A 25,785-nucleotide genomic window follows, 5' to 3' on the forward strand; every position below is an offset into this window, starting at 1 on the left:
CAGGAGGCTGTGAAGCGTCAACCCGGCACAACCCGACCCGGGTTGATCGGACCGGGACCGTCGCCCCGCAAGAGGCGACTGCCTGATGGACGAGCATGCTCACGTTTGCTCACCACAAGGCAACGGTCCCGGTCGAATATCTCCTCGCCGACGACGAAGGCCACGGCTTCGCGAACCCCGAGAACCAACACCGGCTTTACCACGCCGTCGAGCGCCACTTCGCCGAGCACCTCGGTGGACGAAAGGGAGATTCGCGCGCAGTAGCGGCGACGCCTTCCTCGACCACGGCCGCACGCATCTCAACTCATGCCGTGTGATCGGCGTCACTGGGGTTTCGGGGGCCCGGCGTAGATCAGTAGCCTCGTGGCCGTGAATCACCTAGCTTTTCGAATGACGGACACGTGGCAGGAATGGCTCATCGACAAGCCTGTGCACATCGCGATCTACATCGGGGTCGCACTGGTGGTGCGATATGTGCTGCATCGAACCATCGACCACATCACACAACGCCAGGACGGCGGCGGCTCGTCGTCCCGTCTGATGCGGTGGTGGGAAAAGAAGGCCGCCGAACGGACCTCCGCCGAGCAGGTCGCCGACCCCGACGGCAACCGCAAGGGCGAGGACTTGCACAACGAAGAAGGCAACGGACTCACTGCCGCACTCCTGAAGAAGTACTCGCGTAAGCGCAGCGCCGAGGACCTGCGTGTCGAGCAGCAGCGCGACGAACGCCGGGCTCAGCGCATGGCCACGATCGGCTCGGTGCTCAAGTCGCTGGTCTCGTTCCTTGTGCTGATGTGGGTGATACTGCAGACTCTCGGCATCCTCGGCTTGAACGTGGCACCGTTCATCGCCTCCGCCGGCATCATCGGTGTGGCACTCGGCTTCGGCGCGCAAGCGCTGGTCCGGGACTTCCTATCCGGGCTGTTCATGCTGTTCGAGAACCAGTACGGCGTGGGCGACTGGGTGGACCTTGGCGACGCCTCCGGCACGGTCGAGAACGTCGGCCTGCGCGTTACGTCGGTGCGCGACCTACACGGCACCATCTGGTACTGCCGCAACGGCGAGATCATGAGGGTCGGCAACTACAGCCAGGACTTCGGCGTCGCGTTCCTGGAGTTCCCGGTCTCCTACGGGGCCGACGTCGATCTGGCTTGCCGGGTGGCGCTGGAAACCGCCCAAGCTGCAGCCGCAGAAGAGCCGATCAAATCCAATCTCCTCGCCGCGCCGGAACTGCAAGGTGTCAACGATCTCGGCGCCGATGCGTGGACTCTGCGCATGACGGTGGTGACCCGCGCGAACATGCAGTGGGCCACCGAACGCGAGTTGCGTCGTCGAATCCGCATCGCCTTCGACGAGGCAGGCGTCAGCGCGCCGTACCCGAGCGGATTGCCGGTGACGCCGTTGGAGGGCCTCGTCCCGCAACCAGCCCAATAGATGGTTGATTCCTTGGCCGGGTGAGGATCCGTCGGCGGCCGGTGATCGTTCGACGGTGACGTCAACGCATCAGCCCTCCGGCCCTTCGCGGACCGGAGGGTTCGATGGCCGATGACGCACACCCTGCTGCAGCAGACCGGTACCTTCACAGAACTTGGACTTCGAGGGGGTGGCGATCCCACCACCCCAGGGTGCCTATCGGCGTCGCCATCACCGCCGCAGACTCGAATACGTGAACGAAATCGAGGTCGAATCGTCGCTGCAACACCTGGCCCCACGTGCCCGGTCCGGCGACGAACACGCAATCCGAGAGATGGTGCGCATCGCGTATCCACTCGTCCGTGAGTACTGCGAGCGCCGGATCGGAACGAGCCTGCACCCGCACAGCACCAGTGACGACGTCGCACACGACGTGTGCCTGGCCCTGATGACGAGCATCGGCGGCTGCAAGCGCCGGTTCCTGCTGCCGTTCGTCTACGGCATCGCTTTCCACAAGGCCGGGGATGCGAAACGGCGGGCGATTCGGCACAGCCGGTGCGACCACGATCCCGCTGCGGCGGATCGGGATATGGATAACCCAGAATCGGCCGCGCTGCGAGGCGAACTGCGTGACGAGGTTCGGCGGCACCTGACGACTCTGACCGAGCGTGACCGCCAGATTCTGCACATGCGGTTCGTCCTGGAGATGTCCGCCGAGCGCATGGCTGCCGTACTGGGGACCACACCCGGTGCTGTGCGCGTGGCCCAACATCGGGCACTCCGCACCATCGAGAACCGAGCTGACCTCTGAGAAGCGGGCGTCCGGTGATCATGCCTTGGTGGTGCAACCCGGCCGGACGACTTCGCGGCCTTGCGGCGTCCCGTTGCCGGGTCGATGGATCCGGCGTCTACTCCACACCGAGCATGACCTCGGTGGACTTCACCAACACTGTCGTCGCCACCCCGTTCGCGAGATCGAGTTCCTCGACAGCTTCCTTCGTGATGGACGCGGTGACGACCTGCTCACCGCCGTCCAATTTCACTTTGACCGTGGCCATCACACTTCCGACAATGACCTCGGTGATCGTTCCGGCAAGCTGGTTCCGGGTGGACAGACGCATGGCGATCCTCCATCGTTCGGGCGGGTGCTCCCGACGCTACCGCGCCAATCCCCCGACGCCGTGCGACTTCACGGAACGAGACAAGGCGATCGATCGAATCAGGTCATTCGACCTCGGCGTGCATCATGAATACGTTGTAGTCCGACCAGGTGGAGATGGTGAAGTACAGGTCGTCGTCGGTCGACCACGGGTGGATGAAGCCGCCGTACAGTTCCGGGTAGTCCTGCACCGACACCATCCGCGCAGCGTCGGACCATAATCCCTGCGGGGAATCGGATTCGCGCAGGACGATCCCCAACTTCGCGGTGTCGAGGTAGGCCATCTGCCACTGCCCGGTCTTCTCGTTGTAGCGCACCGACAATTCACCGGCCGGCCCGTGCACGATCGGGGTCGCCTCGGAGGCACCACCCACTGGTGTCCACACCCCGTTCTGCCAATACTGGTACGCCGTTTTGTTGAGGACGTCCGCCTTCGGAACCCTCGCGAGCCCGACGGAACCGAGGCGCGTGTTGGGAGTTCCGAACATGTACACGTAGTCGCCTGCGGGGACCATCGACGCCACCTGGAACTTGGACACCCCGAAGATGTTCTCCCACTTGGCGTGCGGATCCTTCGTCCATGTCTGACCGCCGTCGTCCGAGTAGGCGATGCCGCCGTGGTTGGTCCACCACGTCGTGGGGATGCTGTTCCAGGTGCGGATCGACATGTAGCTCATGTACTGCCGGTCACCGATCGCGAACCCCGAGGTGGGGATGGTGGTGATCTCGACGTTGTCGAGCTTGCGGCTGCTCAGCACCTCCGCAGCATGGCACCGACTGTCCTGAACCATGCTGTCGAAGCTCACCCCGTCCGACAGGTCCTTGTCACTGCTGAACGCCAGCACGTTGCTGCGCCAGTCGCCGCCCTGCCCGCCCGGAGGGTGAAAGCCCTTGCCGACGGTGTCACCGAACACCATCGCCACCTGACCTGGTTTGGTCTCCCAGCTGATCCCGAGGTCTGTTCCGTAAACTTGCCAACGCTTGTCCGAACGCGTCACCGAACCCGCACCCGTCTGCTTCGCCACCCTGGTGACCTCACCGATCACCGGCGTCGGCGGCTTCGGGGTGACCGAACCCTGCTCGGTGGCGGGATGCACCACCGGAGGTGGCGGCGGGATGGGCTCACCGTCGCCTGGGACCGGAATCCCGAAATAAAAAGGATTGAAGTCGAGACCCAATCGCGGAATGTTGATGGCACTGGACAGATTTCCCGGCCGCTCGTCATCGTCCGTCAGATCCGGGCACGGATCCATGCAGGGATCGGTGGGCAGTTCTTGTTGCGGAACCCGCGGCTGGGGCGACTGCGGCGCGGGATACGGCACAACGGTCACCGCGGGATAAGGAATCGGGATGTCCAACTCTTCCGGAATGAGGGAGTTGACCTCATTGGACAGATCGGAGGCGCACGGGCCGGTTCCGGGAAGGGGTTCGGCCACAGCTACCGACTGATTGGCGAACACGATCGTCGCAGATCCGAGTGTCACGGCAGTAGCCGCCGCAAGCAGCCTTCGAGACATCGATACCTCGGTGGGTCGTTCCCTGCCCACTCGCTCCGAGCGGCGTCGCAGTCGGAGATTAACACCGGACTGCCGTCCGTCCGGGTGATGCCACGCCGTTACCGGGGAGTAACGACAGTGCGCTTCCGGGCCCGAAAGCGGCAACCCGAAACCGGCCGGGCAATCGGTGGGTCGATGCCGAGGCGGCACTCGAGACGATCACGATCAGCGGTGCGGATCGACTTCACGGAGTTCGGAGTGAACGCTGCGGTTCAATATCCACTCGGTGAGCGCGCCGGTAAAGACCTCGGGCCGACCGACCGGCCATAAGTGCCCCTCGCACGGTAAGTAGGCAGCACACGCGCCCGGCACGCGGGAGACCAATTCAGGTAGCCCGTCCCGAACCGCGCCGGCCTCTTGACCACCGGCGAGCAACAAGGTTCCGGCGCCCGAGGAAATGTGCGGAAGCTTCGGATCGCGATCCTGCGCGAATATTCTGCGTTGGGTCTGCGTACCGATGCTTACCGCGTTGCCCGAGTTGTACGAGGCCGGCCGGGCCCAGTGGGGAGCCAACGGTGCGCGGTCTCGGACTCCTACTCGAGGGTAAATGGAGTGGACGTTGCCCGCTGGCTGTCCCACACTTCACGTGCCGAACAACATCCCGAGAAGATACGTCGCGGCAGCCGCCCCGTACCCGATCGCCAGCTGACGCAGCGCTCGTTTCACCGGAGGCCCACCCGACAGAAGTCCCACGATGGCGCCGGTCCCGAGCAGAGCGATGCCGACGAGGACCGCTGCGACCAGCACCGCGGTCATGCCACCCAGCCCGAACAGGTAGGGCAGCACCGGAATGATCGCTCCGGACGCGAAGAACATGAAGCTCGCAGTAGCGGCGCCCAACCCTGTCCCGATCGCCTCGTGCTCATCCTCGGCCGGCGACTTCGGGGAAGCGCCAGCACGCTTCGGATCGGCACTCGCTCGCAGCACCTCGTCTGCACGGGCGTCGGCATCATCTGCCGACATGCCGCGGGCACGGTAGACCAGGGCCAATTCGTTGGCGTCGACATCGAGAAGCGGCACGGCAGCGTGCGCTGAGGGAGCCGGCCTGGATGCCTCGAGCAGTTCGCGCTGGGAGCGCACCGACACGTACTCGCCCGCCCCCATCGACAATGCGCCCGCGAGCAGACCTGCGATACCGGTGAGCAGGACGATCTGCTGCGAGACACCGCTGCCGCTCATACCGAGAACCAGCGCCAGGTTGCTCACCAGGCCGTCGTTGGCTCCGAACACTGCGGCACGAAACGTGCCGGACATTCGGTTGCGCCCACGTGCGGCCAGACCTCGGACCACTTCTTCGTGGATCTGTTCGTCCGCCGCCATCGTTTCGGTGGCGTCTTTGTCGGTCGCATACGGCGACCTGGTCTCCGCTCTCTGTGCCAGGGCCAGCACGAACACCGACCCGAAGCGCCGCGCCAACAGCCCGAGCAGCCGGGTTCGCATGTCCCCACGCATCGGTGTGCCCACCTGATCGCCGAGAAGCGAACGCCAGTGCGACTCGTGCCGGCCTTCCGCCTCTGCGAGCGCCAGCAGAATCTCCCGCTCCTCACCGCTGCGGCGATTCGCCAGGTCTCGGTACACGGCGGCTTCCGCCTGCTCGTTCGCGAGGTACCGGCGCCAACGACGAATATCGCTCGCGCTCGGTTCTCGTGAAGGCCCAGGTGAATGGGTGGACACGGGGGTGACGCTACCCGTCGATCATCACGGTCACCGAGTTCTCCGGCCGCGACACGACTGCCGGGGCACGATTGGACATGAGGTCGTAGATCGCTTTGGGCCGAGCCAGCAACTCCCTGGCCTGGTTCTGCGCGAACGCGAACGTCGAGCACTCACAGTCGGCGTCCACGCCGTCCACGTCCATTCCTGCATCTCTGCACAACGCCACCGCCCGTGACACGTGGAGGCCTTGGGTCACGATCAGCGCCTTCGTCACGCCATACGTCTGGACCGCCCGCGCACACGTGTCGTAGGTGTCCAACCCGAACGGATCACCGACGATCCTCGCCTCGTCGACACCCTTGTCGACGAGGTAGTCGGTCATGACGCCCACCTCGTTTCCGGTAGGGCTGGCACCGTTGCCGGACGCGAGTACCGCCTTCACACGACCTTCCGACACAAGCTTCGCCGCCGCGTCGAGCCGCCCTGTGAGGAAGGACTGCGGTTCGCCGCCTTGAACTTTCGCCCCCAGAACGATCACGACGGGAGCCGACGGTGCGGCGGCTGTGCGATACACATGCCCCGATGCCTCGAGCGCGATCCAGGCAGTGGAGGCCACGACGACGAACGTCACCGCGGATACTGCCGCAGCACCCCACACGAGCAACCTGCGCACGATGCCCGGCCGGGTGCGACAACTCTCGAGAGCGGACTGAGGCATAAACCCATCCAAGCATGCACGGTTCGCAGGACGAATCAGGCATAACACCCGCGTTGCCCACTCGGGCCCGATACCGCCCGGCCATGCGCACAGCCGTGCTCGCGATTGCCCTGACCTCCAGACGTCCCCGACCAACGTCACATCGGTTCGCCTCGAGCTGACCGGTGTGACATTCGTCGGGGTGAAGGACGAGCAGGCCGGCAGGTGTCGTTGCCAAACCCGATCGGGCCGGACGCCGCCTCGTCAACCGATCGGTGGATGCCTTCTGCCGCGGTGAAAACTTAGCGTCACACGTATGGACACCACGACCGGGTCTCGCTGCGAAACCATTGGGCGCAGCCGCCTTCTTGCTCCCGATTTTGCGCGCGGGCTGATGTTGGCGTTGATCGCCGTCGCGAATGTGCAGATATACCTGCACGGCCGCCCGTATGGTCTGCGCGAACACGTCATCACCGGTGATGTTGTCGATCAGGTCGTCACCGGAGCGTTGGGCGCGACCGTCGAGTTTCGCGCCTACCCGCTGTTCGCTGCCCTTTTCGGGTACGGAATCGTGGAAATGATCCGACGCCGACGAGCTCGTGGCGTGACCGAAGACGAGGCCCGTCGGGTGTTGCGCCGCCGCTCCGTCGGTCTGATCCTGTTCGGCGCGGTGCACGCCGTGCTGGCGTTCTCCGGTGACATCTTGGGTTGGTATGGGCTGCTCGGGCTACTGCTGGTGCCGCTGCTCCGGCTGAACGACCGTGCACTCCTCGTGCTGGCGTTCTCCTGGCTCGCCGTGGCGGGAATGGTGCAGGCAGCTATTTTCGCCGATCCGACCGCGAGCACCGAACGCAGCTTCTTCTGGTCGTACGGCGTGCCGGATCCGCTGCACGCCGCCGGGCTGCGGATGCTCGAATGGGTGATGGGCCCGTTCGGGATGGCGGCGGTCGTGACCGCGATACTTGTGGGCATATGGGCGGGGCGACACCGGGTCATGGAAAATCCGGAACGTCATCGGCGTCTGCTGACGCGGACCGCCTGGGTCGGGATCGGTGTGGGCATCGCCGGGGGAATCGGCCCCGCAGTCGTCGGCGCGCAAGTGTGGACGCCGAGCCCTCCGGGGCTGCTCGTATTGTCCTGGCTGCACGTGGTGACCGGCGTGTTCTGCGGGCTGGGCTACGCCGCGCTCATCGCCTTGGCGGCAGCCCGGTTGACGGCTTCCGGCCGCGACCGGCGTCGTAGCGTGCGGGCGTTGCAGTCCGCCGGACAGAAGTCGCTGTCGTGTTATCTGGCGCAGTCGGTGGTGTTCGCTGCGCTGTTGCCGGCCGCGACACTCGGGCTGGGCGGCGAACTCGGCCCCGCTTCTGCAGTCACTCTGGCGCTGCTGACGTGGGCGGCAACCGTGGTCGCCGCTGCCGCCTGGCCCGATCGGACCGGTCCGGCGGAGGCCGTGCTGAAGTGGTTCGTCAGTGGCCGGGCCGCATCGCAAGGTGTGAGAATCGGGGCATGACGGTGGAGCCAGTGGCATCACGACATGGCAACCACACCGACTGGATCTGGTTGCTGTTGCCGTACGCCCTGCTACTGACGGTTCCCGCCTACGCGGGACCGGCAGGGGAGATCGATGCAACCGACACACCCCGCGTGCTGGTCGCCAGTCTGGCACTGGCCGGATGGCACACGTTCTGGGCAGTCGGTCACCGTCATTGGTTGGAGCGAAACGTGGCGCCGATGGCGGTGTACTACCTCGGCTTGGTCGCGTTGTGTACCGTGCTGCTGCACGTGTCCGTCAGCTACCTGGCGCTGTACCTGGTCACCTACGGGATGGCGTTCGTGGCACTGCCGGGGGCCTGGGCGTATGCCGGTCTGGCAGTGGCGACAGCGTTCCCCGCGGCGCTCGCCGTGGCCTACGGGGAGACGCCGAACCCGGCTGTCACCGTCGGGGGTATGGCGCTTGCTGCGGCCATCGGCTGGAGCATCCGCAAACTGGAGTCCGAGACGGCGGCACGCAGAGCAGCACTGTCGGAACTCGCCCGTGCGCACGACAGCTTGGAACGGGCACTGGCCGACAATCTCGAGCTGCAGGATCGGCTGGTCTCCGAGGCACGTGAGTCCGGTGTCATCGCCGAGCGTTCGCGTATCGTCGCGGAGATCCACGACACGTTGGCCGCTGCTTTGGCGGGGATCGTCAGCCAACTCGAAGCCGTTGAAGCGCAAGCGCCCAAGGATGATCCGATGCGTGCACGAGTGCGGGTCAGCATCGAACTCGCCCGGAACGGGTTACGGGAGGCACGTCGATCGATCGCGGCGCTGCGTCCGACGGTGCTCGGTAATCGCGGGCTGCCCGCCGCGCTGACTGCCCTCGCCGACGAACATGAGCGCACCGGTGGGGTTCGTACGCGGGTTCATGTGACCGGTGCGGCGGCTACGCTGCCTGACGCCGTGGAGGACACACTGGTCCGCATTGCACGGGAGTCGCTCACCAATATCAGACGGCACGCCCGCGCCGACGAAGCCCACGTGACCCTTTCGTACCTGGGCGACTCGGTGGCACTCGACGTGGCCGACGATGGTGCCGGGCTCGAACCGATGTCGCCGTCGAGGCAGGGGCACGGACTGTCCCTGATGGCTGAACGGGTGGCCGGCCACGGCGGAACCCTGGATCTGCAATCGGCGCCGGGGGGCGGAACCACCGTCACCGCAACGGTTCCCATCACCGACACTGCGGAGGCAGCCGGTGTCTGATCCGATTCGTGTCTTGTTGGTCGACGACCATCCGGTGGTGCGCGACGGGCTGCACGGGCAATTGCAGACCGCCCCCGACATCCTGGTCGCAGCAGAGGCGGGCTCGGGTGCGGAGGCATCGGCGATGCTGCATCGCCATCGCGTCGACGTCGTGGTGACAGATCTGCGAATGCCCGGCATCGACGGGATCGATCTCATTGCCGGGATACGCGCCGAGCATCCGAACGTCGAGGTGCTGGTCCTGACCACCTACGACGGTCGAAGCGATGTGGTTGCGGCCCTGACCGCGGGTGCCCGCAGCTACCTGCTCAAGGATTCCGAACGCACACAGCTGTTCGAGGCGATCCGCGAAACCGCGCGCGGCCGCCGCATCCTGTCCCCGTCGGTGCAACAGCAATGGCACGCCGATCCAGGAACGGACTCACTGCTCACGGACCGCGAACACGAGGTTCTCGTACTCGTGGCCGAGGGCAGCACCAACGCGAAGATCGGCGCCGCTCTGTTCGTCGGCGAGGCCACCGTCAAAACTCATCTGCAGCACATATACACCAAGCTGGGGGTACGTGACCGTGCCGCGGCCGTGGCGACAGCGCATCGTCGGCGGCTACTGTGAACGTCGTCGGCGGCTACCGTGAACGGAAGAGTTTCCCAGGGGTGACGTAAAGGCTCAATCACCTGCGGAAAGCCGATGACGGGAGTCGAACCCGCGTATTCAGCTTGGGATAGCTGCTTTCGGGGATCATCCGTACGTTCGAAACCGCTGCCTCGGCACCAGGAGTTTCTGATTCCTTCCGATGGCCCTCATCGACACGGTCTGATCGAATGGGCGCGTGACGCTCACCATCGATTCCAAGATCGCACTGTTGGCCTCCGGGCTCATCCTGCTGTGGGCGCTCGCGCTCGGTGTGTGGAAATACCGCCAGATGGCAACCTCCACCGATGGCTCGGCGCACCCGTACGTCGACATCGCGCATCGGGCCGCGCTCATGTACTCGTTCGCGGCACTGGTACTCACCGCTCTGGCCCAGTTCAGCGATTGGCCCACCGCAGTCGATGTCATTGCCGTGCTCACGGTTCTGGTGTTCTTCGTCGGAGCCATCGTCAGCTACATGGTGCACGGATTCCTGGCCGACACCGACAACCAGTTCGTCCACCCGGTGCGCGGCACGCACGTATTCATGTTCCTACTCATCGTCGGCGAACTGGGCGGAACGGCCGTGCTCGTGGCAGGGTTCGTGCGAGCCCAATTCTTCTGAAAACGATTGCTTTGCTAACGAATGCGGCGCGCACGACGACACACCCACACACAACGCATCCCTCGAGCAGAGGAGGACTCCATGGCCTCATCCCGCGTGGCGGCAATCGCCGGAGGTGTCGCACTCACAACGGCACTCGGGAGTGGTGTGGCCGGCGCACAGCCCGCAGGCACAGGCATGGACCAGTACACCGCCGTCGACCCAATCGACTATCTGGTCGCCGACATGAACTATTACGGCAGCGTCTTCTTCCAGACACCGGATGGGCGCATGTGCGGCATCTACTACAACAACGGATACGCCGGGTGTGACGCTGTTCCCATCGACGCACCCCCGGGCACCAACCAGGTGCGAGTTGCCGTCTTCGAGGCCGGGAACTACCTGCACTCGACATCGCCCACGTTCACCGTGCCCGGTGGTCAGAGGGTTCTTTCAGAAGGGCACAAGATCACCCGCGGGAACACCACCTGTGGGGTCGGCTATCAGGGCACCGTGACGTGCGAGGTCGACGGACACGGGTTCCTCATCGCTGCAACCTACGGGTCTACCTGGTAGTCCATCGGACACGAACCGAGAACGTCAGGGCATCTCGACTGTCTCTGCCCGCGCGACCTCCCCGACCGCATTACGGATCGCGTTCACCGCCGGGATGCGCACGATGCGCAGTAGATCCACGATCACCACGGTGGCGGCCTGCAGGTAAGCGGTGCGAGCAAGAGCCTGGAGTCTCTCGTCCACATCGACCACTCCGAGTGCGCCGGTGAGCACCTCCGCCAACGCCTCGACATCCAGATCTGGAAACCACGGGACGACGGATCGGACGCACCGCTGCAGAACTGCCTGGACGTCCTCACCGGCCATCCCGTCCGGGTGGGCCATTTCCAGCAACTCGCGCACGATCCCCGACTGCACGGACACCACCTGTTCGAACGGCAGATCGTCCAGCTCACCGAAAGCGTCGACCGCAGCCGACGCCGACTCCTCCTGCACGGCCGCCACCGCAGCGTTCACTGCCCCGGCAATATCGCGGGCTACCTGCGGCCAAGGCTCCGGCCACCTGACGTCGTCGCACATGTTCACGTGTCCCACCATCGCACGACGTACCGACACCCGACGCACAGTCGGCATTGACACCGGCGTCACAGTCGACGCATCCGCACCGCACCGAGTCGGTACGCCGGCGCCACTGCGTGCGGTTCCGCGGCGATCCGTTCGGCTGTTCGCCGCCAGATCTCGTCGAGTACGGCGTTCTTGTCGGCCGACGAACGCTCCGGACCGAGCTGCGATTCGAAGCTAGGAGACAGAAACCCGCGCAAGAATCCCGTTTGTGCCCAGGCGTAGTCCTCGACCTCACCGCATCCGAGCAGGGCAGCGAACGGATCGGTCAATACCGTTGTGATGCAGTCCAGTAGGGCCAACTCGTTGCCGGTGCTGCCCACGAAGTTCGGTGTGAACGGATCGCGCAATTCATCGACGGAACGGAACCACGTGGGGTACACCAACGACCCGTACTCGTCGTACGCGATGAGGCCGTCGTCCCGGCACTGCCGCAGCGCTGTCTCCAAACAATCGAACAGCGCCTCCGATCCCACCAGCCCGTCGTCGCCCCGTAGGACGTCCACGACCACCAGACCGCCTCCCGGTGCCAGTTCCACCGATCGGTGGTCCAGGAAGCTCGTCCAGTCGGCCTGCGAGCACGCCCGATAGATCTCCCGTACGGACTCGTGTCGTGACATGTGCACGAAGAAGTGGTCCGGTATCGGCGTCGGTGCCGCACTGAGCCAGTGCAGGCTCGACGCACTCCACCCGAACGTCAACGAAGAACGCGGAAAGATCCTGTCGTAAAACGTACGACCGGCTACGAGCGGAAACACCTCGTGCCGCTCTCGCAGATAGCTCTCGGGGGCTCGGTCCACCACGTCGAAGAGGGTGGCGAAGTCGTTGTGCGGTAGATCGGTATGGACGACGGTGATACCCGCGTCCGGTCGGGCCAGCCGCAACGTGTCGACGGCCAACCCGATCGGCCGAAGACTGTTGTTCGCCTGCGCAGCACCGAAATCGGCGACCATGACCGGCACCGAACCGACGTCGGTCGAGATTCCGGCGATCGCATCGGCGATCAACGGATACCCGATGGCAGCGGCATCGTGCTGGGTGCGCGACTCGTGCCGATACACGCCACCCAACATCACACCGGGACTGTTGCGACCAGCCTCCTCGGCCATGGGATCAGCGTAGTCCCGTTGCCACGAGCCTGCTTGGGGTCCACACATGAGTAGCCTGACGAGTGTGCCGCTCCCACCATCTGTAACGCGATCGTTGCGACGCACCGGAAGCGCTCTGATGACGCTGCCGAGATCACTGGTCACGCTCGCGAAAGTCTTCGACGGCACCTCACGCGCGCCGAAACGGCGCATCATCGCGAATGCGCTGTTGGCGGTGGTCGTCGGGCTTGTGGCGTGGTTCGTGGCATTGCTCGGCGGGTTGGCAGTGGCGCGGGGACCGCTGTACGGGTTGGTCGACCGAGGACCGTACGACGACTCGTGGGGTGGCCCCTCCTTGGCGGGCGCCTGGAGCGTACACGCACTCGTCGCGATCCCCTTCATCGTGATCGCCGTGTACGCACTGATCGGCATCGACACCCTCGTCCGACGCCTGCATCGACAGCTCGTCGACCCCCCGGGCCCGCGTTGGCCGGTCCCGACCGCGCTCGCCGTCATGACAGCGGCAGCCTTCTTCTTCGTATCCTGGCTCCACCAGCTTCGATGAGCGCACCGGAATGAACCCGAACCCGTTCCGGTTGCACGGGCTGTGACTGACACCACTGCATCGGACGAAACCCCGGCTCTCGGCAGATTCGGCGTGTGGCGCGGGGGATTCCTGAAATCGAAAGCCGCGGTGGCCATCGAGGATCTCGGCTACGGCACGATCTGGATCGGCGGATCGCCGCCCGCAGATCTCGTGGCGGTCGAGAAGGTTCTGGCGGCCACCGAGACCATCACGGTGGCGACGGGCATCGTGAACATCTGGACGGCGCCCGCCCCCGACATCGCAGACACGTACCATCGGTTCGAGCAGAAATACCCAGGTCGTTTCCTGCTCGGAATCGGAGTAGGTCATCCTGAACAGCCCGGACTGAACTACCAGAAGCCCTACAGCACCCTCGTCGAGTACCTGGACGTTCTGGACGAACATGGTGTCCCCCAGGATCGGCGCGTGCTGGCTGCGCTGGGCCCTAAGGTGCTCGCACTCTCGGCGGCCCGATCGGCGGGCGCGCACCCGTACCTGACCACCCCGCAGCACACCCGTCAGGCACGCGAGCATCTCGACCACGCCTTGCTGGCGCCCGAGCAGAAGGCTCTGCTGGCGCCCGAGCAGAAGGTCGTGCTCGACGACGACCCCGCACGTGCCCGCCTCCTCGGACGCGATGCCGTGAACAACCCCTATCTGCAACTGAAGAACTATGTGAACAACCTGAAGCGACTCGGCTACCCCGAGAAGGAGATCGTGGACGGTGGCAGCGATCGGCTCGTCGACGACCTCGTGGCGCACGGTAACGCGCAGCAGATCGCAGCCAGGCTCAACGAGCACCTCACCGCCGGCGCCGATCATGTCGCGATCCAGGCACTTCCCGCGACCGACGATCCGGTGCCGACGCTTACTGCCCTGGCCGAGGCGCTGGGGCTCCGCCGCTGAACGGTCCGGCACCTTCTTTTCTGGGAGAGTGGTTCCCATAGGCCGTCAAGATTGGCAAGATGACGTGACTCGGAGTACCGCCTAGCCTAGGACTGAACGCTGTGCACGCTTCCACTCCCCACCCTGTGGGGCCGTACTCGGCGGGGCCACCTGCCAGCGCACTGAACGTCGACATGCCCACGCTTGATCGTTTCCGACTGACCGAGTTGTGGCGAGGAGTCGTCATCGGCGTCGTCGTCACCGCATACATGGTCGCCGCAATCGCCGCCTGGCCGCTGCGTCGCAATCGTGGCCGACTCGTCGATGCGACTTGCGAAGGGATCGTGAACGGCTTCGAGGTACTCGGCCCCACCTTCGTGAAACTGGGCCAGTTGATGGCGTCGTCGTCGGGCGTCTTTCCCGCGCCCCTCGCCGACGCCTGCCTTCGGTGTCTCGACGACGTGCCACCCGTGCCGGCGTCGGTGGCACGGGCACGAATCGAACGGGATCTGGGGCATACCATCGACGTCTTGTTCACCGAGTTCGACGATCGTCCACTCGCTGCCGCCTCCGTCGCCCAGGTTCATACGTGCACGTTGCCCGACGGCCGCCGCGCCGTCATCAAGGTTCAGCGTCCGAACATCGCCGAACGGATGCTGGTGGACCTGCGCGCCGCCTACTGGGGTGCGCGCGTGCTGGAGAACATCGAGTTCTTTCGCGTCGCGAACGCCACAGCCATCATCCGCGATCTGCACTCCGCGACGATGACGGAACTGAACAGCGCCGTCGAGGCGGATCGGCAAACGCGCTTCCGCCGCAACATCGGAGAATTCGGTGACAACATCCACGTCACCACACCCGAGGTGTACTGGGACTACTGCGGACCGCACGTCATCTGCATGGAACGGATGTCCGGAACCCCACTGGACCGTTTGGAGACCACGGACGACGAAACCAGCCGCCTACTGATCCGCCGGGGCGTCAAGGTGTGGATCGAGTCGGTCGTGCTGCACGGGCCGTTCCACGGGGACGTGCACGCCGGCAACCTGTGGGTGCTCGACGACGGCCGTATTTCCTTCCTGGACTTCGGCATTGTCGGCGTGCTGCCACCGGAGTGGCGTCAGATCATCAAGGACATGTTCTATTCGACCCTGATCGACGGCGACTTCTCCCGTGTGGCACGAGGGGTTCGTGCGCTCGGCTACGTCACCGATGTGGAGGCAACAGACGAAGAGATCGGCGCGCAGGTGGCAACCGTGCTGGCACCGATCCTCGGCCAGGATCTCGGTGAACTGAAGCTCAGCAAACTGATCGGTGCGCTGGTTCAGATCGGCAAGCAGTGGGGCGTCGCGAGCCCAGAAGAGTTGGTGCTCTTCGGTAAACAGCTCGGCTACTTCGAACGTTATGCCACCGCCCTCGCACCCGGTTGGGTGCTCGGGCAAGATCTTTACCTGTTCCGCAACATATTTCCCGACGCTGTCGCGGAGCGCACCCGAGACCTGGGGATCACCCTGCCGGAGGATTGAGGGCACAGGTGCTCGTACGCACGGATGAGTTTCAAGCATTACGCAGTCGAATCCGAGTCGTCGCTGAGCTCGATCGTAGCCGAGGACGGGGACTGACTCATGAGCAACGGAGCTGACTCGACGGCGGTTCGTACCGCGATGTGGCGGGCACTACACGTACTCATCGACGAGCCGCCCCATGTGCTGGACGACACGCTTGGGTTGCAGATCGCGGGCGTGGATAGCGATGACTGGCAGAAGCGTCCAGATATGGACCCTGAACGTACTCGGTCCAACCGTTCCTCGATCGTAGCCCGGGCCCGCGCCACTGAAGACATTGTGACGGACTGTGGCGCGCAACAATACGTGGTCCTGGGAGCGGGCCTGGACACCTTCGCACAGCGCGATGAGGGCACGGCGCACGTGTTCGAAGTCGATGCGCCTGCTACCCAAGCCTGGAAGCGTCAGCGGCTGGACGAGCTTGACCTGCTGACACCGGAGCGACTGCACTTGGTGCCAGTCGACTTCGAGGCCGGAGAGTCATGGCTCGACAAGGTAGTGGCTGCGGGCCTCGACCTGGCAATCCCAACGGTCGTATCGATGCTCGGCGTGACGATGTACCTCACGCGTGAGGCGATCACGGAAACACTATGCGCGGCAGCCTCGCTCACTGCCGGATCGGTAATGATATTCAGCTACGCACGCCCAATCGCGATGGCACCACCGGAGATTCGCCCGGTTCTGGAGGGTGCCGCCAAAGGAGCCGCCGCATCCGGACATCCCTGGCTGAGCCTGTTGGCACCCGACGAGGCGATCAACCTTGCGCGTGACGCCGGATTCGGTGACGTGCAGGTCGTGGACTCGTCCGACCATCACAACCGGTACTTTTCCGACCGTCATGATCGCCTCAGCCCTGTCGGCGGCGAAGACCTCGTGGTAGCTACCACTGGCGGGGAATGATTCGACCGCCGAGCCATCGGCGTTTCGTCAGTCGGCATCTGCCGCCCCCCGACAATGGGTGCCGGAATCAATTGGTCCGATGATCACTGGCCGTTCTTTCGCATACGCTCCAGGCCGAAGCTGATCCGCGCACCGCTTGCACACCAACCTCCGGACGCCACCATCGAAAACGAACCTAGTAGGTACGGGTCGTGCAGCTCAGTCCACCGGGGACACCCGGATGAGGTTGCCGTCGGGGTCCGTGATCACGAACGTGCGGCCGAAGACAGCGTCGTACGGCTCCTCCACGACATGGACTCCCTTCGAGACCCAACTCCTGAAGGTTTCGTCAACTACGGACGCCGATCCCGGCACCATCAGGCCGACCTCGCTTGTGCGAGGGGTGCTCGGAATCGCGTGGTCGCTGTAGCCCGTCCACAGCGCGAACAGGACACCGGGCGCTACCTCGAAAGCCACGTAGTGCGGACTGGTGAAGGTCGGTTCGATCTCGAACAGGTCGCTGTAGAACGCGGTAGCGGCCTTGGCGTCGCGAACGCCGATCAGGAACAGGTTTGGTGCGGGCACAGAGCGCTCCTCAACTCGTTGATTTCTGGGTACCGCTCGAGTTGATCGCTTTATCGCGACAGAACCTGTCACCTTTTCTGCGAACATTGGTCAGTATGAAGGCTTCGAGGCTGTTGCACCTCTTGCTGCTCCTGCAGACCCGTCAGCGCTTTACCACCGCCGAGCTCGCCGAGCGCCTGGAGGTGTCCCGGCGTACGGTGCTGCGGGATGTCGAGGCGCTCTCGACAGCGGGGGTGCCTGTTTATGCCGAACGCGGGCGGAACGGCGGCATCGTCTTGCTTCCCAACGCTCGGCTCAACGCATCCCATCTGGAACCACCAGAGTTGGAGGCCCTCTCGGTACCTGGTTTGGACAGCGCGCAGCTCGAGCGCATGGGCCTGTCTGCGGTGTGGGAGTCGGCCGCGCACAAGATCGCCGCCCGCCAGGCCGCAGCACCTGAGTCGTCGAGTCTGCTGCGACTGGCGGACCTGGTGCTGGTGGACAGCACCGCGTGGCTTGCCGAGTCGAAGACAGCGGTGGACGTATCGGATCTGGCCTCGGCCCTGCGATACCGGCGCCGTCTGCGAATCCGGTACCGGCGCAGCGCCGAGAAACAGGACTCGACGCGGGTGGTCGACCCGTACGGGATCGTGGCGAAATCAGGCCGCTGGTATCTCATCGCCGATGACCAGGGGACCGGTCGGCTGTTCGCTCTGGAACGACTCTCCGCCTACGAACAACTCGACGCGCCAGCTGTTCTCCGACCAAATGAGACCCTCCGCACCAGGTGGGCGGCGTTGAAGGAACGCACCGAGAGGCAAGGTCGCGTGAGCGTGACCGTCCGCCTGCCAGCAAATGGCCTCGACCTGGCACGCCGCATCCTCGGCGCCCGGATCCACGATGTCTCCGACGCGGACGACGGCTGGTGCACCGTCGTCGTCCGCTACCCCGACATCGAGTCGGTGCGTCAGCTCCTCCAATTCGGCGACCACATCGAGATACTCACCCCCGAAGCAGCCCGCAGACGCATCAGCCAGCTCGCCAAGGACCTGGCTGAAAGACACTCGGTCCCAGCCTCGTGACTGCTAGCGGCACGCCCCTCGACTCAATCAATGTCCCCAGTCGGGACACCTAGTGAGCCTGGCTCCAGGCAAGCCAATCAGATACCAAGAGGTCGGAGAAGGACTCCGGGCTTGACCGGAGCATTTGGGTGAGCTGCCCGCTGCAGGCTGTGCCTGCCCCTCCCAACTTCGAGGATATCGCGGGCGGCGACCACCAATCGCTGATCGGGCGGGCTGCGGGTCCAGATCTCGTGCCGCAGGCACTGGGACTTCAATGCCACCGTTGTCGCGCACGAACCGAATCGTAGCCAGCAGATCGGCCAGGAGTTGGCTATATTCGGCCCTCGCAGCGTGACGCACACGGTGGGCCTGTCATCTCACAAATCACCACCGACTGACCTACTCGACGCTGACGGCCTCGATGATGTTCAGCCGAGCCGCCCGTAGTGCCGGTGGTATCGAGCCGAGCAGGCTCAGAACAACTGCGACAGCGGCGAAGAGCAGCGCGATCGCCATCGGCTGATACTCGACATCGATACTGAGGACGTTCGACATGGCCTTGGAATTCAGATACTGGTTCGCCGCGCCGAAGACGACTCCGATGCCGCCGCCCACCACCCCTATTGCCGCAGCCTCGGCGAGAACGGTCCGTAGCGCGAACCGACGGCTCGAGCCGATCGCGCGCAGGACACCCAGTTCGCGTCGACGTTCGAGGACCGACAGCATCAGCGTGTTCAGCAACGCCACCGCGGCAACGACCACCACGATCCACGCCATGATGCCGATCAGCACCGTGGCGCTTTCGATCGATCGAGTGATGGCGGTCAACCCCTCCTCGCCGCTGTACACGTAGACGTTCCCTGGAACAAATTGTTGCAGAGCGGTTTCCAGCTGTCGCACGTCCACTCCCAGGGCCGCGTCGATACCGAGAATCGTGGCGCCGGGGCGTTCGAACCATGTCTGCATGTCGGCGAGGTTCATGGCCACCACCCCACCGAGTGCGGAGAAGAACGGCACCACCTCCAACACCTCTACGGTGTGGATCCCGCGCGGCGTCGGTATATCCAGCCGGTCCCCGGCATCGACGCCCAGGGCCCGTCCGATGTCCCGTGAGATCACCACTCCTTCGCCGGCCGATATGCGTTCGCGCGTCTGCGCGTCGATGGCGTCGACCGGAGGCATCTCGGTGCCCGGAGCCATTCCCGAGATCATCACCCGCATGTTTCCGAGACTCGCGTACGCCATCTGTCCTTGCACCACGTCGGCGACACCCGGTACCGCCTCTATCTCGTCTCTCAGTCCGCCGGGAAGCAGTGGTGCTGTGGGAAAAACACCCGGTTCGGTGGCACTGACGAACAGATCGACATTCGCCATGGAAGCGAAACTGTCCGCCGTGGAGTCGACGACGTTCGAGTTCGAGCCCGTACTCGACATCGTCACCGAAACGCCGATCATCACGGTCATCAACGTCGCCCACACCCGGCGTGGCGCGCGCTCCACGGTTGCCGCCGCAAGTGCCCCGGGAGCTCCGAACATCCGCGCAATAGACGCCGACCACCGCACGATCATCGGTCCGAGTGCCAGACACAAGGCGATCTCGGCCGCGGAGATCAACCCGATCGCCCCGGTACTCAGCCGGCCGACGTCGGCGACGGCAACAGTCACCGCCGCCGCAAGCAGCCCGACTCCCAGCAATCCCCCCACCAGCCGAACGGATGTCGGAACCGTATCGGACGAAGACGCACCCACTGGTGTCAACGCCTCCACCGGCGCCACCCGGTAGACCTGACGCGCCGCGAATGCGGCCGCGGCAACGCTCGCACCGACACAAGCTGCCACCGTCACGGGAATCGCGTAGCCGGGCAGCATGTACTCCGTCGTCGCTTCGATGGATTGCACCATCGCGGTCGGCAGCGCATCGATTGCCAGGCGTCCTACGAATATCCCGATCACGGAACCGAGAAGCCCACCGACTGCACCCACCAGCGCCGCCTCGGCGAGCAGATCTCCCACCATGGCACGGCGGGAGCCACCGATGGCACGGAGCATCGACAGCTCACGCCTACGCCCGGAGATCGCCATGCTCATCACGTTGTAGACGAGGAATGCGGCAACGACCAGAGCTGCGGACGCCGACGACAAGGTCAACGAACGCAGAATCGAAATGCTGCCGGAGGCGTTCGCGGACCGGGCACTGGGTTCGGCGACGATCGCCCGACCATCTACCACCTTCGCCACCCCGACGCGGACCTGTCCCACGTCCGCGTCGGGTACGACCTCGATCATGATCGAATCCAACCGATCCGTACGCCCCGTGAGCTCTTGCAGCAGCGGCAAGGGTGCCATCACGAACCGCCCACTGTTGACGCGCGTCGCGTCGTCGCCGCCGAGCACCACAGCCACCGGCGCGGTTCCCGACCCGACTCGAACCGTGTCGCCCTCCGAGAGCCCCATTCCCGCGCCGACCGCTACTCCGCCAGGGATCGCCAACAGACGACCGAGCTGCGGCTGCACGGTCTGTTGCAGTTCACTGTCCAGACCGGCAATCGACGCATTGGCACCGAGCAGAAGAACGCGCTCGGTCGGCGGACCCGACGACATGCGGAGCATCGGCACCGCTGTGGAGACACCCGGCACCGCAGCGATCTGGGCCTGCAATTCCTGATCGAATCCACTGTCGGTGATGCCGGAAACCTCCAGATCCGCGGTGCCCGCGACACTGCGCGTCAGCCGTTCCGCCGAACCCGTGATCGATCCGGAGATTCCGAGTACGGCAACGAGAAGAACCGCAGAAACGGCCACCACCGTGATCGATGTCGCAGTTCGGGCGGGGTGCGCTACGAACTCGCGCAACGTGAACACTCGCACGCGCGACAGCGCAGCTCCGGTCATGGCCGCGTCCCGGCTGGGAGCGCCTGCGCCCTGTCGTCGGACTGCACATGGCCGTCGCGCAGGGTGATCGTCCTGTCCGTCGACTCTGCCGCATTCGCGTCGTGAGTCACCATCACCACCATGCGATGGCCGCCGTCGGCGTGAGCGATATCGGCCAGCAACTTCAATACAGACGCACCTGTCCGCGAGTCGAGGTTGCCGGTCGGCTCGTCGGCGAGAATCAACGGCGGGTCCATCATCAGGGCTCTCGCCACCGCCACCCTCTGCATCTGACCACCCGACAACTCCGCCGGCCGGTGCTCCGCACGATGACCGAGCTCCACCCGCTCGAGTAGGGCAATGGCATCCGACTTGACCTTGTTCATTCGGACCCCGTCGAGAAGTTTCGGGATCGCAACGTTCTCCCAGGCCGACATGGTCGGGAGCAGGTTGAAGAACTGAAACACGAACCCCACCTGCTTACGCCGAAAGCGGGATTGCGCTTCGTCGTTCAGTGACCCGATCTCTCTGCCCTGAAACAGGATCGATCCGGAATCCGGAGAATCCAACGCACCGAGTAGGTGGAGCAACGTGCTCTTCCCGGCACCGGACGGGCCGATGATCGACACGAATCCGCCGCCTTCGAGAACCAGATCGACGCCGTCCAGCGCGCGCACCAGCTGCCCACCGACCAGGTACTCGCGGCGGACGTCCCGTAGTTCGATGCTCATGCCACCACCACTCGGTCGTCGGCCGATAACGATCCGGTCGCGTGGGCCGCGATCATGCGCTGCTCATGACGGCGCACGTGCCGTAGGGATTCGTAGGTCACCGACGCGGCATCGAGGACCGCCCGCAGTGTCGGCTGTTCGGCGGCGAGGTCCTTCCAGGCATCGACTGGGGCAGTACCGTCCTCGAGCGACTGATCGAGCTTGGCAGCGAGGTGATTGTTCCACCGTTGCTGCAGCGCGAGGAGAAGGTTGTCAGGGGAACCGAAGTGCCGCATCACCCCCGGCACATGACTCAGTCGCACCACGATCTCTGGATCTACGCGAGCCCGATCGAGAACGTTCTCGAGAACTGCCCGCCGTGCATGAAAATCGTCCCAGGTCATCTTCGCCACCTCCGTGCATCCGTTTGTGCCGAAAACGCTACGGACGCCGAGATGCGATATCGCCGTGCCAGAGGAGGGAATCCGTCTCCTACCGTGGTCGGAGGCCAGTCTCCGTTTCGGGAAGGATGTCCGGGGGCGCTGTGGTCGCCTACGCTTGTTTGGTGCAGGTGATCGAATTTTGTCGTCGTAGGGCGGAGGCGAGCGAGTACGACTACCCGCTCCTTGTACCCGCGGTCTCGCACGCCCTCGGAGTCGCAATGGCCACAATCGCCGTCGTCCAACGCGACGCGCTCGTCCCACCCGGATGGCCTCTGCTGTTCGGGTTGATTGCCGCGCTCACTCCGTTGACGAGCGCCATCAAACCCGGTGTCATCGTGCCGAGGCCGCTGCTGACGCTCATCATGATCACGGCGACCGCATTGCTGCTGCTCGAACCACCGAAGTCGCAATTCGACTTCGCCCCACTCATTCTGGTCGTCATGGCAGCCGAGGTCGCCGCGACGTCGCGACTGCGCGTCAGCATGCCCGCTGGGATCGGCGCGCTGGCAACCCTGTCTGTGTTCGCATTCACCGGTACGCTCGACAATGCCCTTTACAGCATCGTCGGCGTGGTGTTGGGATGGACTATCGGGCATCTGATGTTGACGCAGCTTCGGCTACTGCACCAGGAAAAGGCATCGCACGCTGCCCAGGCGGAACAGGCGGCAACACACGAACGGCAGCGAATCGCCCGCGAGATTCACGATGTCGTGGCGCATTCGCTGAGTGTCACCCTGCTCCATCTGACGGGCGCACGGCGAGCGCTGGAAGAAGACCGAGACATCGACGAAGCGATCGATGCACTTGCTGACGCCGAGCGTCTGGGCCGGCACGCCATGACCGATATTCGGCGGACCGTCGGGCTTCTCGACGGACGGTCAACCAGCACCAAACCCGAGCCGGGCATCGCCGACGTTCCAGATCTCGTCGACGCTGTCCGGCGCGCGGGGCTTCCCGTGACCTTCGAGATGCATGGCGACCTGGACCCGGTCACCGGGGCGATGGGCCTCGGCCTCTACCGCATTTCGCAAGAATCCTTGGCGAATGTCCTCAAGCATGCTCCGGGCACCGACGCTCACGTGGCACTGGATATCGCGCCGTCTGCCATAACGCTCGAGGTCCGGAATCCCACGCCGCACCCCGTCGCAGACCCAACCGGCGCCGAAGGTTCCGGACTACGCGGAATGCGTGAGCGGGCAACGCTCCTCGGCGGTGATCTGCGTGCAGGACCTACGACAGACGGTTGGTCGGTGCGCGCGTGCATCCCACTCGACTCCGGCAGCTGCCCCGGTTCTTTCCTTCGTCGCCTCGGGAGCCAAATGTGACCAGCCCGGAAATTTCCGTACTACTCGTCGATGACCAGGAGCTGGTGCGCTCGGGATTGCGCCGAATCCTGCGGCGTAAGGACGGTTTTCGCATCGCGGCCGAGTGCGCAGACGGGGACGAGGTCTCCGATGCCGTAGCGCAGCACACTCCGGATGTGGTGTTGATGGATCTGCGGATGAAGCGTGTCGACGGCATCGCGGCAACCCGCGCACTCCAACAACACGATCACACACCTCCGGTGTTGGTCCTGACCACCTTCGACGACGACGAGCTGCTCTCCGGCTCACTCAGGGCGGGCGCGGCCGGCTTCGTTTTGAAGGACTCTCCCGCAGAAAATCTGATCCGCGCGGTACGGACCGTGGCCGAAGGTGGGGCCTGCCTCGATCCGGCCGTCACGGGACGGGTCCTGTCCACCTACCGAAACGCTGCCTTCCCCAGCAGCAGCGATGCCGCGACCGTCGACCTTCTCACCGCCCGCGAATGCGACGTCCTCGCTCATATCGGACGTGGCCGAACGAACGGCGAGATCGCTGCAGAACTATGCATTTCGGAGGTCACGGTGAAGAGTCACATCGGCCATATCTTCGTGAAACTCGACGTTCGCGATCGAGCCGCAGCCATCGTCTACGCATTCGATCACGGCATCGTCACCCCTGGGTCCACCCCACGGTGAACGGGCTCGTTGATACTCGACGGACGTCAACCACAGGAAGGCTTGCCCAGATCTGTGGAGATTCGCAGCACTTTGCAGACCTCCCTTCGCATAAATGTCCGACCCGACGAGCAGAACGTACGACGATCGCAAGCGCAGTCCTGAGCACCACAGTTCCCAGCACTAGTGCCCCTCGCCGTCAATTCGTTCAATTAGTCGTCCGAGGGACTCGAGGTTCTCCTCGGCCCTCTTGGTCCAGATGAACGGCTTGGGATCGTCGTTCCACGCGGCGATCCAGGTGCGGATGTCGCGTTCGAGGGATTGGACACTGGTGTGATGGCCGCGCTGGAGTAGCTCGCGGGTGACTTCCCCGCACCAGCGTTCGACCTTGTTCATCCAGCTGGAACCGGTCGGGGTGAAGTGCATACGGAAACGAGGATGTGCGGCAAGCTATTTGCGGATCGCCGGGGTTTTGTGTGTGCCGTAGTTGTCGCAGACCAGGTGGATGTCGAGGACCTCGGGGGTCTGCTTGTCGATCTTGATCAGGAACTTCTTGAACTCGATCGCCCGGTGCCGGCGGTGTAGCGAGGAGATCACTGTGCCGTCGGCGATATCGAACGCCGCGAATAGGCCGGAGGTGCCGTGCCGGACGTAGTCGTGGGTGCGCTTCTCGGGCATCCCCGGCGTCAACGGGTGACGGGCGCAGTCCACAGGCCGGTCAGCGCGTCGACCAAGTCTACGCCGAAGTCGTCCCACGTGAGACCGTCATCGTCGTCGCCGCCCAGGGCGAGTTCGCGTTCCGCGCACATGTGCACCAGCAGTTGGCGGGCCATGTGGGCGCGCGTGCGCCGGATCCCGAGAGGGACTTCCCCGCCGTTGTCGCGCAGTCCATTCAGCGTTTCCTTGAGGGATTCGGAGGTCAGGGCGTCCTCGTAGATGCCTGCGCGCAAAGTCGGGTCTGCCATCACCTGCGCATTGAACCGTGCATACCAGGTGGGAGTGTTCAGTTCGGCAAAGTGCTCGGTGGACGGCAACACCAGGCAGCGGATCCAGTCGCGGATGTTCGTGGACCCGCGGGCATCCGCGAGCAGTTCGGCGCGGCGTGCGTCGATGCGCTCTGAGTGTTTACGGATGATCTCACGGATCAGGTCGGTCTTGGTGCCGAAGTGGTAGCCGACTGCGGTGTTGTTCGCCTGTCCTGCCGCCTCGCCGACCTGCCGGTTGGACACTGCGTATATGCCGCGCTCGGCGAAGAGCCGTTCGGCTGCGGTCATGATGGCCTCGCGGGTGGCGGTGGTGCGTGCGTTGTGGCTGCCGGTGCCGGCTGGTGACGAGCCGGAACCGGCCCGATCGTGTGGTTCCCGGGTGGAATCGACTGACGTGGCGGCAGGGTTCACTGTGCGCCAACTCCTTCCTGGAGTGCGGCCGAGTTGAGAGACGTCGGTCACCGTGCCCCGACCCGGGCTGGTTTAAGGCACCTGATTGATCTATTCTACCGTAAGTCAGTCGACTTAAAACCTTCTGCCCCTTGCGGGTAGTTCGATCAGATTGGGCCAA

27 protein-coding genes and 1 pseudogene are annotated in these 25,785 nt (G+C 64.6%); 15 read left to right on the forward strand and 13 right to left on the reverse strand.

Going from position 1 to position 25,785, the window contains the following annotated elements; genetic code table 11:
• Positions 1-125: 125 nt before the first annotated feature.
• The 3 genes and pseudogenes from ACZI8Q_RS19995 to ACZI8Q_RS20005 form a co-directional block, all read left to right on the forward strand.
• Positions 126-317 (forward strand): annotated as a pseudogene (locus ACZI8Q_RS19995) (hypothetical protein); the annotation flags it as partial.
• A gap of 34 nt (positions 318-351) precedes the next feature.
• Entirely contained in the window at positions 352-1,434 is a 1,083-nt protein-coding gene (locus ACZI8Q_RS20000; RefSeq protein ID WP_463375362.1) for a mechanosensitive ion channel family protein, read from the forward strand.
• A 232-nt stretch (positions 1,435-1,666) separates the two neighbouring features.
• Positions 1,667-2,224 (forward strand): sigma-70 family RNA polymerase sigma factor, encoded by a 558-nt coding sequence (locus ACZI8Q_RS20005; protein WP_463375324.1) that lies wholly within the window; start codon positions 1,667-1,669, stop codon positions 2,222-2,224.
• Positions 2,225-2,321: 97 nt separating this feature from the next.
• Here the strand turns inward: ACZI8Q_RS20005 and ACZI8Q_RS20010 are convergent, their stop codons facing one another.
• The 4 genes from ACZI8Q_RS20010 to ACZI8Q_RS20025 all read right to left on the reverse strand — a co-directional run bounded on the left by ACZI8Q_RS20010 (position 2,322) and on the right by ACZI8Q_RS20025 (position 6,502).
• Positions 2,322-2,534, reverse strand: coding sequence for a TOBE domain-containing protein (locus tag ACZI8Q_RS20010; protein ID WP_463375325.1), 213 nt, complete (start codon positions 2,532-2,534; stop codon positions 2,322-2,324).
• 103 nt (positions 2,535-2,637) lie between these two features.
• The gene (locus ACZI8Q_RS20015) at positions 2,638-4,089 is read right to left on the reverse strand and encodes a DUF4185 domain-containing protein (RefSeq protein ID WP_463375326.1); all 1,452 of its coding nucleotides are present in this window, start codon (positions 4,087-4,089) and stop codon (positions 2,638-2,640) included.
• Between the two features lie 621 nt (positions 4,090-4,710).
• Positions 4,711-5,802, reverse strand: a complete 1,092-nt coding sequence (locus tag ACZI8Q_RS20020) for a VIT1/CCC1 transporter family protein (RefSeq protein ID WP_463375327.1) — start codon at positions 5,800-5,802, stop codon at positions 4,711-4,713.
• 10 nt (positions 5,803-5,812) lie between these two features.
• Positions 5,813-6,502, reverse strand: coding sequence for a SanA/YdcF family protein (locus ACZI8Q_RS20025; RefSeq protein WP_463375328.1), 690 nt, complete (start codon positions 6,500-6,502; stop codon positions 5,813-5,815).
• Between the two features lie 295 nt (positions 6,503-6,797).
• Between ACZI8Q_RS20025 and ACZI8Q_RS20030 the strand changes: the two genes are divergently transcribed.
• The 5 genes from ACZI8Q_RS20030 (at position 6,798) to ACZI8Q_RS20050 (ending at position 11,037) form a co-directional block, all read left to right on the forward strand.
• Positions 6,798-7,991: a DUF418 domain-containing protein gene (locus ACZI8Q_RS20030; protein WP_463375329.1), complete on the forward strand. Its 1,194-nt coding sequence runs from the start codon at positions 6,798-6,800 to the stop codon at positions 7,989-7,991.
• Positions 7,988-9,226: a sensor histidine kinase gene (locus tag ACZI8Q_RS20035; RefSeq protein ID WP_463375330.1), complete on the forward strand. Its 1,239-nt coding sequence runs from the start codon at positions 7,988-7,990 to the stop codon at positions 9,224-9,226. The genes ACZI8Q_RS20030 and ACZI8Q_RS20035 overlap by 4 nt, the downstream gene beginning before the upstream one ends.
• Positions 9,219-9,839 carry a response regulator gene (locus tag ACZI8Q_RS20040; protein WP_463375331.1) on the forward strand — a complete coding sequence of 207 codons (621 nt, stop codon included), beginning with the start codon at positions 9,219-9,221 and terminating at the stop codon, positions 9,837-9,839. The genes ACZI8Q_RS20035 and ACZI8Q_RS20040 overlap by 8 nt, the downstream gene beginning before the upstream one ends.
• Before the next feature lie 217 nt (positions 9,840-10,056).
• A complete protein-coding gene (locus ACZI8Q_RS20045; protein WP_463375332.1) occupies positions 10,057-10,482 on the forward strand; it encodes a hypothetical protein in 426 nt (141 codons plus the stop codon).
• Positions 10,483-10,563: 81 nt separating this feature from the next.
• The gene (locus tag ACZI8Q_RS20050) at positions 10,564-11,037 is read left to right on the forward strand and encodes a hypothetical protein (RefSeq protein WP_463375333.1); all 474 of its coding nucleotides are present in this window, start codon (positions 10,564-10,566) and stop codon (positions 11,035-11,037) included.
• 24 nt (positions 11,038-11,061) lie between these two features.
• Here the strand turns inward: ACZI8Q_RS20050 and ACZI8Q_RS20055 are convergent, their stop codons facing one another.
• Entirely contained in the window at positions 11,062-11,610 is a 549-nt protein-coding gene (locus ACZI8Q_RS20055) for a hypothetical protein (protein WP_463375363.1), read from the reverse strand.
• Between the two features lie 11 nt (positions 11,611-11,621).
• Complete coding sequence (locus tag ACZI8Q_RS20060) at positions 11,622-12,707, reverse strand: class I SAM-dependent methyltransferase (RefSeq protein ID WP_463375334.1); 1,086 nt, start codon at positions 12,705-12,707, stop codon at positions 11,622-11,624.
• A 118-nt stretch (positions 12,708-12,825) separates the two neighbouring features.
• Here ACZI8Q_RS20060 and ACZI8Q_RS20065 point away from each other — a divergent pair, with 118 nt between their 5' ends.
• The 4 genes from ACZI8Q_RS20065 to ACZI8Q_RS20080 all read left to right on the forward strand — a co-directional run bounded on the left by ACZI8Q_RS20065 (position 12,826) and on the right by ACZI8Q_RS20080 (position 16,622).
• Positions 12,826-13,251, forward strand: a complete 426-nt coding sequence (locus ACZI8Q_RS20065) for a hypothetical protein (protein WP_463375335.1) — start codon at positions 12,826-12,828, stop codon at positions 13,249-13,251.
• 42 nt (positions 13,252-13,293) lie between these two features.
• Entirely contained in the window at positions 13,294-14,178 is an 885-nt protein-coding gene (locus tag ACZI8Q_RS20070; RefSeq protein WP_463375336.1) for an LLM class F420-dependent oxidoreductase, read from the forward strand.
• Between the two features lie 173 nt (positions 14,179-14,351).
• Positions 14,352-15,683, forward strand: a complete 1,332-nt coding sequence (locus ACZI8Q_RS20075; RefSeq protein WP_463375364.1) for an ABC1 kinase family protein — start codon at positions 14,352-14,354, stop codon at positions 15,681-15,683.
• A gap of 99 nt (positions 15,684-15,782) precedes the next feature.
• Complete coding sequence (locus ACZI8Q_RS20080) at positions 15,783-16,622, forward strand: class I SAM-dependent methyltransferase (RefSeq protein ID WP_463375337.1); 840 nt, start codon at positions 15,783-15,785, stop codon at positions 16,620-16,622.
• 198 nt (positions 16,623-16,820) lie between these two features.
• On the opposite strand, the gene ACZI8Q_RS20085 is transcribed toward ACZI8Q_RS20080, so the two are convergent.
• On the reverse strand, positions 16,821-17,186 hold the full coding sequence (locus ACZI8Q_RS20085) for a VOC family protein (RefSeq protein ID WP_463375338.1): 366 nt from the start codon (positions 17,184-17,186) through the stop codon (positions 16,821-16,823).
• Between the two features lie 95 nt (positions 17,187-17,281).
• Between ACZI8Q_RS20085 and ACZI8Q_RS20090 the strand changes: the two genes are divergently transcribed.
• Positions 17,282-18,247 (forward strand): helix-turn-helix transcriptional regulator, encoded by a 966-nt coding sequence (locus ACZI8Q_RS20090; protein WP_463375339.1) that lies wholly within the window; start codon positions 17,282-17,284, stop codon positions 18,245-18,247.
• Between the two features lie 378 nt (positions 18,248-18,625).
• Here ACZI8Q_RS20090 and ACZI8Q_RS20095 read toward each other — a convergent pair whose 3' ends face one another.
• The 3 genes from ACZI8Q_RS20095 to ACZI8Q_RS20105 are packed head-to-tail and all read right to left on the reverse strand — an operon-like array spanning position 18,626 to position 22,211.
• The gene (locus ACZI8Q_RS20095) at positions 18,626-21,118 is read right to left on the reverse strand and encodes an FtsX-like permease family protein (RefSeq protein WP_463375340.1); all 2,493 of its coding nucleotides are present in this window, start codon (positions 21,116-21,118) and stop codon (positions 18,626-18,628) included.
• A complete protein-coding gene (locus ACZI8Q_RS20100) occupies positions 21,115-21,828 on the reverse strand; it encodes an ABC transporter ATP-binding protein (RefSeq protein ID WP_463375341.1) in 714 nt (237 codons plus the stop codon). The genes ACZI8Q_RS20095 and ACZI8Q_RS20100 overlap by 4 nt, the downstream gene beginning before the upstream one ends.
• Entirely contained in the window at positions 21,825-22,211 is a 387-nt protein-coding gene (locus ACZI8Q_RS20105) for a hypothetical protein (protein WP_463375342.1), read from the reverse strand. The genes ACZI8Q_RS20100 and ACZI8Q_RS20105 overlap by 4 nt, the downstream gene beginning before the upstream one ends.
• A gap of 257 nt (positions 22,212-22,468) precedes the next feature.
• On the opposite strand from ACZI8Q_RS20105, the gene ACZI8Q_RS20110 reads away from it, so the two are divergent.
• Both ACZI8Q_RS20110 and ACZI8Q_RS20115 read left to right on the forward strand, forming a co-directional pair.
• Positions 22,469-23,575 (forward strand): sensor histidine kinase, encoded by a 1,107-nt coding sequence (locus ACZI8Q_RS20110; RefSeq protein WP_463375343.1) that lies wholly within the window; start codon positions 22,469-22,471, stop codon positions 23,573-23,575.
• Positions 23,572-24,249 carry a response regulator transcription factor gene (locus ACZI8Q_RS20115; RefSeq protein WP_463375344.1) on the forward strand — a complete coding sequence of 226 codons (678 nt, stop codon included), beginning with the start codon at positions 23,572-23,574 and terminating at the stop codon, positions 24,247-24,249. The genes ACZI8Q_RS20110 and ACZI8Q_RS20115 overlap by 4 nt, the downstream gene beginning before the upstream one ends.
• A 162-nt stretch (positions 24,250-24,411) precedes the next feature.
• Here ACZI8Q_RS20115 and ACZI8Q_RS20120 read toward each other — a convergent pair whose 3' ends face one another.
• The 3 genes from ACZI8Q_RS20120 to ACZI8Q_RS20130 are packed head-to-tail and all read right to left on the reverse strand — an operon-like array spanning position 24,412 to position 25,625.
• Entirely contained in the window at positions 24,412-24,654 is a 243-nt protein-coding gene (locus ACZI8Q_RS20120; RefSeq protein WP_463375345.1) for a hypothetical protein, read from the reverse strand.
• A gap of 24 nt (positions 24,655-24,678) precedes the next feature.
• The gene (locus tag ACZI8Q_RS20125) at positions 24,679-24,906 is read right to left on the reverse strand and encodes a hypothetical protein (RefSeq protein WP_463375346.1); all 228 of its coding nucleotides are present in this window, start codon (positions 24,904-24,906) and stop codon (positions 24,679-24,681) included.
• Between the two features lie 8 nt (positions 24,907-24,914).
• Complete coding sequence (locus ACZI8Q_RS20130; RefSeq protein ID WP_463375347.1) at positions 24,915-25,625, reverse strand: TetR/AcrR family transcriptional regulator; 711 nt, start codon at positions 25,623-25,625, stop codon at positions 24,915-24,917.
• Positions 25,626-25,785 lie beyond the last annotated feature (160 nt).

The organism is Rhodococcus quanlei (assembly GCF_055231015.1).

What these genes read in the sequence shown, in the direction of transcription:
- ACZI8Q_RS20010 (WP_463375325.1), bottom strand. Translation starts at nt 2,534, where the DNA reads ATGCGTCTGTCCACCCGGAACCAGCTTGCCGGAACGATCACCGAGGTC.
- ACZI8Q_RS20015 (WP_463375326.1), bottom strand. Translation starts at nt 4,089, where the DNA reads ATGTCTCGAAGGCTGCTTGCGGCGGCTACTGCCGTGACACTCGGATCT.
- ACZI8Q_RS20025 (WP_463375328.1), bottom strand. Translation starts at nt 6,502, where the DNA reads ATGCCTCAGTCCGCTCTCGAGAGTTGTCGCACCCGGCCGGGCATCGTG.
- ACZI8Q_RS20030 (WP_463375329.1), top strand. Translation starts at nt 6,798, where the DNA reads ATGGACACCACGACCGGGTCTCGCTGCGAAACCATTGGGCGCAGCCGC.
- ACZI8Q_RS20035 (WP_463375330.1), top strand. Translation starts at nt 7,988, where the DNA reads ATGACGGTGGAGCCAGTGGCATCACGACATGGCAACCACACCGACTGG.
- ACZI8Q_RS20050 (WP_463375333.1), top strand. Translation starts at nt 10,564, where the DNA reads ATGGCCTCATCCCGCGTGGCGGCAATCGCCGGAGGTGTCGCACTCACA.
- ACZI8Q_RS20055 (WP_463375363.1), bottom strand. Translation starts at nt 11,610, where the DNA reads ATGCCGACTGTGCGTCGGGTGTCGGTACGTCGTGCGATGGTGGGACAC.
- ACZI8Q_RS20060 (WP_463375334.1), bottom strand. Translation starts at nt 12,707, where the DNA reads ATGGCCGAGGAGGCTGGTCGCAACAGTCCCGGTGTGATGTTGGGTGGC.
- ACZI8Q_RS20065 (WP_463375335.1), top strand. Translation starts at nt 12,826, where the DNA reads ATGACGCTGCCGAGATCACTGGTCACGCTCGCGAAAGTCTTCGACGGC.
- ACZI8Q_RS20075 (WP_463375364.1), top strand. Translation starts at nt 14,352, where the DNA reads ATGCCCACGCTTGATCGTTTCCGACTGACCGAGTTGTGGCGAGGAGTC.
- ACZI8Q_RS20080 (WP_463375337.1), top strand. Translation starts at nt 15,783, where the DNA reads ATGAGCAACGGAGCTGACTCGACGGCGGTTCGTACCGCGATGTGGCGG.
- ACZI8Q_RS20090 (WP_463375339.1), top strand. Translation starts at nt 17,282, where the DNA reads ATGAAGGCTTCGAGGCTGTTGCACCTCTTGCTGCTCCTGCAGACCCGT.
- ACZI8Q_RS20095 (WP_463375340.1), bottom strand. Translation starts at nt 21,118, where the DNA reads ATGACCGGAGCTGCGCTGTCGCGCGTGCGAGTGTTCACGTTGCGCGAG.
- ACZI8Q_RS20100 (WP_463375341.1), bottom strand. Translation starts at nt 21,828, where the DNA reads ATGAGCATCGAACTACGGGACGTCCGCCGCGAGTACCTGGTCGGTGGG.
- ACZI8Q_RS20105 (WP_463375342.1), bottom strand. Translation starts at nt 22,211, where the DNA reads ATGACCTGGGACGATTTTCATGCACGGCGGGCAGTTCTCGAGAACGTT.
- ACZI8Q_RS20110 (WP_463375343.1), top strand. Translation starts at nt 22,469, where the DNA reads ATGGCCACAATCGCCGTCGTCCAACGCGACGCGCTCGTCCCACCCGGA.
- ACZI8Q_RS20120 (WP_463375345.1), bottom strand. Translation starts at nt 24,654, where the DNA reads ATGCACTTCACCCCGACCGGTTCCAGCTGGATGAACAAGGTCGAACGC.
- ACZI8Q_RS20125 (WP_463375346.1), bottom strand. Translation starts at nt 24,906, where the DNA reads ATGCCCGAGAAGCGCACCCACGACTACGTCCGGCACGGCACCTCCGGC.